Origin of the sequence: Dysgonomonas sp. 511 (genome assembly GCF_010501105.1) — a bacterium.
Taxonomy (GTDB): Bacteria; Bacteroidota; Bacteroidia; order Bacteroidales; family Dysgonomonadaceae; genus Dysgonomonas.
The window spans coordinates 1-9111 of the sequence record NZ_QVMQ01000050.1; the positions used below are offsets into that span (position 1 = coordinate 1).

Here is a 9111-nt window from a genome sequence, read left to right on the forward strand (position 1 = left end):
ATGAAAATTGAAATCCGTTCGCACGAAAAACCCCTATAACTAACTATATTTCAAATGTTTCAAAGAACGATTGCGAATTTTTAGTGGACACTAATGAAAAAGTCCTTTATCTTAATGAGTGATTTTATTTCGGGACTATGAGGTTGCCTTTGCTTTTCAGATAAAAATTCACGAACCCCATCCGCAAAGTTATTAAACTCTCCTTTGTCAAAATCAGACTTGTATTTTGATTGTATAAAGATAAATTCGACTGACACTCGTGGAAATCTTTTAACAAGATCTTTTGCTTCTGCTAAATCTCGAATAAGTAAACCATTCAACTTTATAGCAATACCATCAATTCCCATGTCATGTGTTCCACCGACATTTACTTTTTCCAAAAGTTCGTTATCTCCATTAAATGCATCTGGCTGATGAGAAGATAATATAACATAATTAACATATTTCTCGAAAGCATTTCCATCTGCAATATCATTCAATTCTAATTGCTCCCGAAATTTCTTAAATTTCGCATTAATAATTGGCTCTAGATTCATGAGTGTTTATTTTATTGTTAATTTCCTCCCAAAAATACTAAATATTTCCGAAACAGCCTGATTTACATCCCTAAACCTTTATTTTTGCCCATTTCCGGCTTCTGTATAAACTTTATTCCTATTGATTCCTGAAACTCTTTGTATTTCTGCCGAAACCAGCTCGTATCACTCATTCCATCAATAGTGAGTTGTAGTTTATCCTTTTCCTTTGGATGTTCTTTAATTTCTGCAACCGAATGTTCCGTTTTGAAGTTTCGTTGGTACTCAGTTGAATAAATACTTCCCTTAAACCCAATCGGTTTCATTTCCATAATTTCCTTGATCAGTTCTTCAGAGAATCGCATTACTTGTAACAGTCTTTCAATCCAGAGCAATTCTTTGAGTTTTGGGAACAGGTCATGAATCTTCTTAAGTTCTTGCTTTAGCTTATCCATAGCTGTTTGATGCTCCTTTTGAATGGATCGCATATCCTCTTTCAGTAACTTTACCGCCTGAGCCAGATTTTCTTTTTCTTCTTTCAGGCTGTCAATTTCCAGTTGTTGCCGTTTTACTTTTGAAGTACCTACAAGCGAGCCTATGCCTTCGATGATATTGGAGCCGACATCGGCAGCCTTGTTCTTAAACTCTTCGGTTTTTAGCTGTCCTTTTACCAGATTAAGACTATCCTCTGTCTTTTTCAACTCTGATTCTTTCTGTTGCTTTTTCTCTTCTGCTTGAACAAATTTCAGTTTGGCATCCTGTTCTTGCTGTTTGAGTTCCTCAATGCGTTGCCGTTTTGCTTCTTCTACAGCCAAAAGTTGCTCTATATTAATCTGCAAGTTATTACTCTCTATGGTTTGGTTGCGATAATGTTCCGTCAAGGTTATATGCCGGGCATCTGAGCCTTTCATGCCTCGCTCTAATCCATATTTAGCCATAGCCACTGCGTAGGTATCTTGATACTCTATCAGCTTTTCCCTTGCCATTACATCGTCAACACACAGGCGTGGTCTGTTCGGGTCTTTTTTCTTATATGTACGCTTTGGCTTTTGCTCTTCATTAGGCTTCTGTAGCTGATTATTATCTTCCAGTTTCTTTTTGGTTTTTTTCTGTCTTCGCTCACCTCTCACTATCGGAACAATAGAAGCATGGATATGCGGAGTAGTTTCATCCATGTGCAAAGTAGCGGCAACCAGATTATCCTCTCCGAATGTTTTCTTCAGGTAGTCCATATTATCTCGGCACCATTCATCCAGTCTGCCTTCACTCTCTATCCGTTTCATATCTTCGGGACTGCCGGAAATCATCACGCGGATTACTTTGACTTGATTCTTGCCTATCTGTCGTTTAAGGTCTGCCGTGTCCAATCTGTGTTGGATGGCTTCCGTTCGATTTTTTACTCCATCGGGAAACTCAACGAGTTCCTGATTCAAATGTATTCGTTTAGGATCTACATTTGGATGTATTACTTTTCGCTCGATATGGTCTGTCATGGCAGACTCATTTCCGGGCGACTTGTCTAAATGGAAAACAACATATCCCATAATAATATCAATTAGATTGTTTGAAATTTAGCGTGTGGGAATCACTTCTGCTGATAGAATACTACCGGCAGAGAGATGATTCGCACATTGAATAGTCGCTCTTGGCGACTGCGGTCGAAAGACCGCTAAGGGAGATTCCAAAGGGGGAAAACCTTTGGCTTATTCGGGAATTTTTAGTGGTAGTGTAACGATAGCGTTAAGAAAATTCCCTAATAAGCTATGGCTTTTTTGAAAAGCCCTTGGGGTAGCTGCGGCAGATTACATTTTTCGACCTCTACCCAGCTTCTTTATTATAGCTTGTTTCTGAACGGAACGATTGCATAAATAGTCGTTCAGGTCTTTATGCTTTGCATAGTGTGCAGACTGATCAATGACCTCTTTGCAAACTAAGCGTAAATTTTGAACAGCTCGCTTTCCGGTTTCATCGTTATCGAGGAAGAGAGTAACTGAATTGTATCCGCCCAGTTTGTTTTCGACTTTCGGCAGATTCGCCAGCGAGTTTAAAATGATAGCATCTACCGGGGAGTGTTGCCAGTTCTTTATTGTCAAAAATGAGAGGTAGTCCATAAAACCCTCGAATAGCTGGCAAGTGCTTTGCTCGTATGTATGCGAGGTAATATCCTTGGATGTACATCCTTTAAAATATTTGCTTCGAAGTTCGTAGCCTCCTGTATCATTACGGAAGCCGATAGCAAAATACGGCTTGCCATTTACTGAATAGTTTATCTCCTTGCAGTGGAGCCTGGCTATGTCGATATTTATTTTTCGCTCTCTAAGATAGTCCATTAATAGAGGACTGCTTAGTGGAGCTACTCCGTTTATCCGTATTGTCGATTCCGACTTTGCCTCTTTCCTCTCAGGTGTATTATTCCCGTGAAAAGAAAAGGAAGGTACTCCCGATAGGCGTTGTTCCAGCGATCGCATTGCTTCACCATTAGAACAGTTCTCAATCCGCATTACAAGGTCGATAAGCGTTCCTCCTTCGTTAGAACCATAGTCAATCCACAAGTTCTTATTGTAATCCACTTTCATACTCGCATTGTTATCTTCTCTGTATGGAGAATGATACACACCGTAATAACCTCTGTCTTTTGCAGGGTGTATATTTAAGCCTGCAAGGTATTCCCGAATCGGGAACATATTTATTGTTATTGCATCCATGTTGTTGAAAATTAAATTGATAAATAATTTATTCTTCTTTCACGGGAGAGGTTCAGGATGGTTTATTATATATACGCCCAAACTGAACCGAACCGGTAAAAGATGTTGTTAGTAATAAAAATCCTTATTATGGCGATAGAGTTTGTCCTCGCCCTGAATAACCATCCGCTTGTTGGTAAGGAATTGCTTTAGTTTTTTAGTTTTACCTATTCCACATTCACAGCCAATAGCCGAGTAACAGGAACGGAGCTGTTCTATCAAGCTGCCATACGAAAGCGCTTCGCCAATAGAAAATACCGCTTCCAATGCTTCCCGGTGTTTTTCTTCCGATACTTCTGTATAACTGAATGCTTTCTTTTTCGCTATTGGCTGCGGTTGGCAGTTCTCTATCAGTTCCGGCAGACTATGGGTATTGATGCGAAAAGCAAACGGCTCAAAATCACGGTCACGGATAAACATGGACTCAACTATACTGGTGTCATTGTCAAATTCATCGACCTTAATCCGCAATACCGTTTCGGCTTTGTTGTTAAGTTCTGTTCCTAAATGCCCTCTGGTATTGTCATCGCCTTTGTTTAGGTGTAGAACAACATGGATGTGAATTTGCTGTTCATCTGTCCATTGCATCAGCTTTGTGATTAAGTCGGTAGATTCTCCTGGACTGTTAATATCATGAGCTAAGTCTCGAATGCCGTCAATGATAACAAGTCCTAATCCTTCTGTCTCAAGAATAGCTTCTTCTATCTTTTTCTGACGGTCTTTGGTCGCATAGCGCCGAAGTCCAAGAAAGACCAATCGCTCTGGGTGGGTGTCTGTCGGCAAATTGGATAGCTTTAGAATCCGATTCATGAGGCGTAAACAATGGAAAGGACTTTGCTCGGTATCTACATAAAGGATTTTGCGTTTATTCGGGGGTAATGATACGGTATAACTCAAAACCGTGCTGTTGGTCAATGCTGCGGCAACAATGGCGCAGACATTAAACGTCTTTTTGCTCTTCGCTTTTCCGGTGGATGCGCTGAAATTGCCTAATGTGCCGACAATAGAATCATCGATTTTCAATATTACAGGAGGGGAATCAAACTTATCCGTTACAAATAGGCGAGCAGATTTCCACGTTTCAACCGCTTCAGTAGGAGGCGGAATATTATCTTTAGTCTTAGCCATAGCTTATTTCCTCCCTCCGGTTTTACGTCCTGCCAATTCAAGGGCGAGTTCTGCATCGACAATAATCTTACGACCTATCTGTGTGATAGCCTTATCAATCTTACCACTTTGCTTGATACGGTTGGCGGTCGGCATACTACATCCGAATAGTCGGGCAATACCGGCTATTCCATATACATGTTTCTTGGAGGATGCAACCTGTGTAACCGATTGGACTTCCTTTTGCTCTGAGTTTTGTTGCAGGTAGAGGAACTCTCCACCTGTCATCTGCCAGAGCGGCTTTTCTTTCAAATCATTGATATTGTAATTGTTTTGAGTGGTAAAAGTGGTGATCGGGTGGTATCAAGAAGGATTATTAAATATCTCGTCAATACGTTTGGCGAAATTCTCGGATTTCCGGCTTGGGATTTCGGATATTGGTTCTTTGTATTTGGATTTGTAATATTCTTCTTTGATACCGGCTGATGTCAGAATTGCGGTACGCCATTGCGCGCGACTCTCTGATTTAAGGTGTTCGTAGAGTTTGTATATCAGATAACATACCCTAACGCCTTCCCTGTCCTTTACAGTTAACCGGGAATTACAGGGTTGCAGGTTGAGTAGCGCATAGAAATCAGTCTCTGAAAGGTTTTCAAACTGGATGTTGTTACATTGTTGATGAATCTGCGAGACCAGATTCATGTCGAAGTATATTCCCGGCGTGATGGTCGGAGTGCCATTGGATGCTTTTCCCCTTTCCTTTTCAATGGGGAAATATTTGTCAAGTAAAGAAATAAAGGAATTGCTCAGATCGCAAACATCTCCGAATACATTATGAACGTATCGGATAGCATTTCGATCGGACTCTTTTTGCTGTTGATAGAGCTTGTTTAGTTTGTCCTGTTCTTTCTTGTATAGGCTCTTGACTTGTTCCTCTTTCCTTGTGAGTTGTTGCTCCACTACTTTATCGTTGTTCCAGCTTGCGGATTCCAATGAGTTTCTGATCGGTGTAAGTTCCTGTCCGAGTTTATTGGTAATCTCTAATTGTCCCTTTATTTCAAAGCGGAGTGGGCAGGGTCTTTTGGTACAGACGTAGAGTGTGTCTATATTGTTAAACTGTTCTTTATTGGCAATATACAACTCGATATTCTTGTTTATTTCCTCTTTTAGGTTGGCAGTAATTAGTGCCAGCTTCTCCTTATCCGCAGAAAGAAGCAGATTTAATACCGCTTTCTCAAATACCTGCTTATTCTTAAATGTATTATGGAAATCTGTGATACGGCACTGATTGTCAAAGCTCAACTTTAAACTATCTATAATCTGCTCGTAGATAGAGTTAATCAGTCTATATTGGGGAAGCAGATTTGTTAGCAATGATATATGTTCGTTCTGAGATTCCATACTTTTATTTACTAGATATGTTCCGAAAAATCAGAAAATTTTGATTTTTTGGAATATGTTGGTCTTCTTTGTCTTTTCAGATGCAAAAAGTAGCATAAAGTGGTACCGATTTTATTCCGTTTTCAAAACCAAAATTCTTTTTGGATATACGGATGGAATATGGTGATTTATATTTCTCAACAAAGACCCCTAAGCTTTTTGAACGATTCCGCTTTCCTTTCTTCACCTCGACGGGGATAACCGCGTCTCCAATTTGAAGAACAAAATCAACTTCGGCTTTGCCGTCGCTTTGCCAATACATTAGATCGTATCCTTTGCTGGCAAACACTTGTGCGACGTAATTCTCTGTCATAGCCCCAAGGAAAGTGTTATCCACTTCGATGGGAGACAGTATAGTTTGCAATGGTATTTTGGAGCGTAGTGTAAGGATTCCTATATCAGCCATATAAAGTTTGAAGTTTATTAAATCAACGTATGCACTAATTGGAATATAACCATGATCTAAGCGTTGACATTTTAGTGCGATTCCGGCAAGAATAAGCCATTCGATAGCTTCACCGAAAATAGTTGCCGTTCCTCCTCGTTGAACCACCTTATATTGGAATTTTGCATTTTCTTTAGCCAACTGGGCTGGAATAGAATTGTAGCAAGCCCTGATTTTTATACTGGTTGTAGGGTCTGCATACTTTGCCATATCAGCAAGGTATTCGTTCAGTATCTCGTTTTGAACAGGTTGTACTTTAATAAAACTATCGGTCTCGATAAAAGTAACCACAGCAGCAGGCATACCTCCCACGATGAAATATTTTTGGTACATATCCAATGCAACTTCATGTAGAGCTTCCGGCATTGCTTCGTTACTGGTATAATGAGATTTTATCTCCTCTGCCAACTTCTCCTTATTCATTGCCCATAAGAACTCTTCAAAATCCAAAGGGTACATATTTAACTCATTGACTTTGCCAACCGGGAAAGAGTATTTTTCTCGATTTATAGCAACACCTAACAAGGAACCAGCGGCTATAATATGGTGTTCAGGCATTTGCTCACAAAAGTACTTTAAAGAAGTCAGAGCTCTTTCGCAAGCCTGTATTTCATCAATAAATATAAGAGTTTTGCCAGGAACAATCTCCTGCATCTTTGTTGCTTCGAGGTACTGGATGATTTTATTAGGGGATAATTCCGTTTCAAGAAACTTGTTTAGTGAAGCCTCTATTTCCATATTAAGGTAAAGTATGCTTTCATAGTGTTCTCTACCAAATTGCTCCACAATATATGTTTTGCCAACCTGACGAGCGCCGTTTACGATTAAAGGCATTCTTCTGGGACTGTTTTTCCATTCTAAAAGGGACTTGCTTACTTTTCTTTTCATTGAACTTTATTTTCTATAAAAATACTAAAACGTTCGGAAAAATCAAAATACTCTGATTAATTGGAATGTTTTGATTATAATTGATTGAATTTATCCATAGCGTTGGCCTTAATTTCGTCTGCAATATCAATGTACGGCTTCATGGCTTTGTAGTCGCTATGTCCTGTCCACTTCATAACAACCTGCGCGGGAATACCTAATGACAGCGCATTACAGATAAATGTTCTTCGTCCTGCGTGAGTACCTAGCAGAGCATATTTTGGTAAAGTTTCGTCAATCCGTTGGTTGCCTTTATAGTAGGTCTCCCTTACTGGCTCATTTATCTCCGCCAGCTCTGCCAACTCTTTCAAATAATCGTTCATCTTTTGATTTGTGATAACCGGCAGGACTTTATCATGCTCAAAATAAACGTCTTTATATTTGTCGAGAATCGCCTTGCTGTGATTATTCAGTTCAATAATTAAACTGTCTGCGGTTTTCACGGTGGTCACCTCAATATGATTCCCTTTCACATCACATCGCTTCAGATTAAACACATCGGAATACCGCAAGCCTGTGAAGCACTGGAATAGAAATACGTCTCTTACTCTGTCGAGATACTTCTTTGCTTCGGGTATGTTATACTCTCGTAACTTCGTAAGTTCCGCCCATGTGAGAAATATCACTTTCTTCTGAGTTGTCTTTAGCTTCGGCTTGAATGTCTCAAATGCTATATTATTATTGTAGCCTTTCTTTTTGCACCACCGCAGAAACCATTTAAGAAAGCCTATTTGCTTGCCGATGGTGCTATTGCGTAGGTTCTTTGTGTCCCGGAGGAAGTTTACATACTCGGTCAGCTTACTTTCAGTCAACGCTTCAAGAGTCAGGTTTATGTCAAAATCCTCCAAATGCTTTTTAGTCGCCGCAAACTTTTCATATGTGGCATCCGTCCAGTTATTCTGCATACCACATTCTCTGACAAACTCCTTAAACATATCCCAAAAGGAAACTGTATGTTCTTCCGCTTCCGGCTCTATAGGCATATCCTTCTTTAGACGATTATTGAAGGAAGCCTTTAGTTGTTCGGGGGTAGGAATTGTGTCTATAACTTCAAAACCTTTGAATATATCCTGTATTTCAGCAGAGTATTTCTGCAAATCAGAGTTAATATCCGCTGCAGTCTGCTTCAATTTATTGGTGCATCCATTTTTAACCCGCTGTTTGTCTTCATCCCACTTCGTGGCATCTATGCGGTATCCTGTGGTAAATTCTATTCGATTGTGATTGTAGATGACACGCATACGGATAGGCACGTTCTCCACTACTGGTTTGCCGTCCTTCTTTCTCTTTTCAAGGGAGAAGACTATGTTTCGTTTTATATTCATTTGGGTGCAGCTAAAAAGTTACACCCAAAAGTACACCCAATTTTCGATATATACAAGGATATTCAATAATACTTAGATTAAAGTTTAGAACCATATAATTGCTGATTAACAGTTGTTTGAATATGTATAATATTCTATGAAGGTTCAGGAGAAAGAGCCTCTCTCTCCGCTGGGAGGCTAAGCCAAGAGCAGCCAAAAGTAAGACAAACCCTACAAGTTCAATGACTTGTAGGGTTTTTTGCTTCTATATTGTCTGGGTGTAAAAGACAGAAAACGGGTTTCTGTCGTGATGAAGAAATCCACATATAGAAACAAAAAAACAGGATGTAAAATTCAACACCCTATCTTGTTTTGTCGGTCTTAGTAACTGCTAGGAATATCCCGTTTCTTGTCAATTATTGAAATGATACAAGAATATAACAGTTTCTTCCAAAGCATTTTTCGGAGAACCTTTTATTTCTACTATTACCTTCAATTCTGCTTTTGCTATACCCCGCAGATTCATTAGCGATTCCAGTTTTACCCTAATGCGTACCTCACTGTCGACAATAACAGGTTGATTAAATTTCAACTTCTCGATACCATAGTTTATAAGCATTTTAATATTG

8 protein-coding genes and 1 pseudogene are annotated in these 9111 nt (G+C 39.5%); all 9 read right to left on the bottom strand.

Annotated features, from left to right (window positions below; all coding sequences use genetic code 11):
- Positions 1–80: 80 nt before the first annotated feature.
- Positions 81–536, bottom strand: coding sequence for a hypothetical protein (locus D0T57_RS14625; protein ID WP_163274223.1), 456 nt, complete (start codon positions 534–536; stop codon positions 81–83).
- A gap of 62 nt (positions 537–598) precedes the next feature.
- On the bottom strand, positions 599–2059 hold the full coding sequence (mobV, locus tag D0T57_RS14630) for a MobV family relaxase (RefSeq protein WP_255490620.1): 1461 nt from the start codon (positions 2057–2059) through the stop codon (positions 599–601).
- A 258-nt stretch (positions 2060–2317) separates the two neighbouring features.
- Positions 2318–3220 carry a toprim domain-containing protein gene (locus D0T57_RS14635; protein ID WP_163274224.1) on the bottom strand — a complete coding sequence of 301 codons (903 nt, stop codon included), beginning with the start codon at positions 3218–3220 and terminating at the stop codon, positions 2318–2320.
- A gap of 108 nt (positions 3221–3328) precedes the next feature.
- A complete protein-coding gene (locus D0T57_RS14640; RefSeq protein ID WP_163274225.1) occupies positions 3329–4387 on the bottom strand; it encodes an AAA family ATPase in 1059 nt (352 codons plus the stop codon).
- Between the two features lie 3 nt (positions 4388–4390).
- Positions 4391–4687 (bottom strand): DUF3853 family protein, encoded by a 297-nt coding sequence (locus D0T57_RS14645; RefSeq protein WP_163274230.1) that lies wholly within the window; start codon positions 4685–4687, stop codon positions 4391–4393.
- Between the two features lie 42 nt (positions 4688–4729).
- Positions 4730–5767 carry a hypothetical protein gene (locus D0T57_RS14650; RefSeq protein WP_163274226.1) on the bottom strand — a complete coding sequence of 346 codons (1038 nt, stop codon included), beginning with the start codon at positions 5765–5767 and terminating at the stop codon, positions 4730–4732.
- 76 nt (positions 5768–5843) lie between these two features.
- The gene (locus D0T57_RS14655) at positions 5844–7139 is read right to left on the bottom strand and encodes an ATP-binding protein (protein ID WP_163274227.1); all 1296 of its coding nucleotides are present in this window, start codon (positions 7137–7139) and stop codon (positions 5844–5846) included.
- Between the two features lie 74 nt (positions 7140–7213).
- Positions 7214–8503, bottom strand: a complete 1290-nt coding sequence (locus D0T57_RS14660; RefSeq protein WP_163274228.1) for a site-specific integrase — start codon at positions 8501–8503, stop codon at positions 7214–7216.
- A 391-nt stretch (positions 8504–8894) separates the two neighbouring features.
- Positions 8895–9111, bottom strand: a pseudogene (locus D0T57_RS14665) (MaoC family dehydratase); the annotation flags it as partial.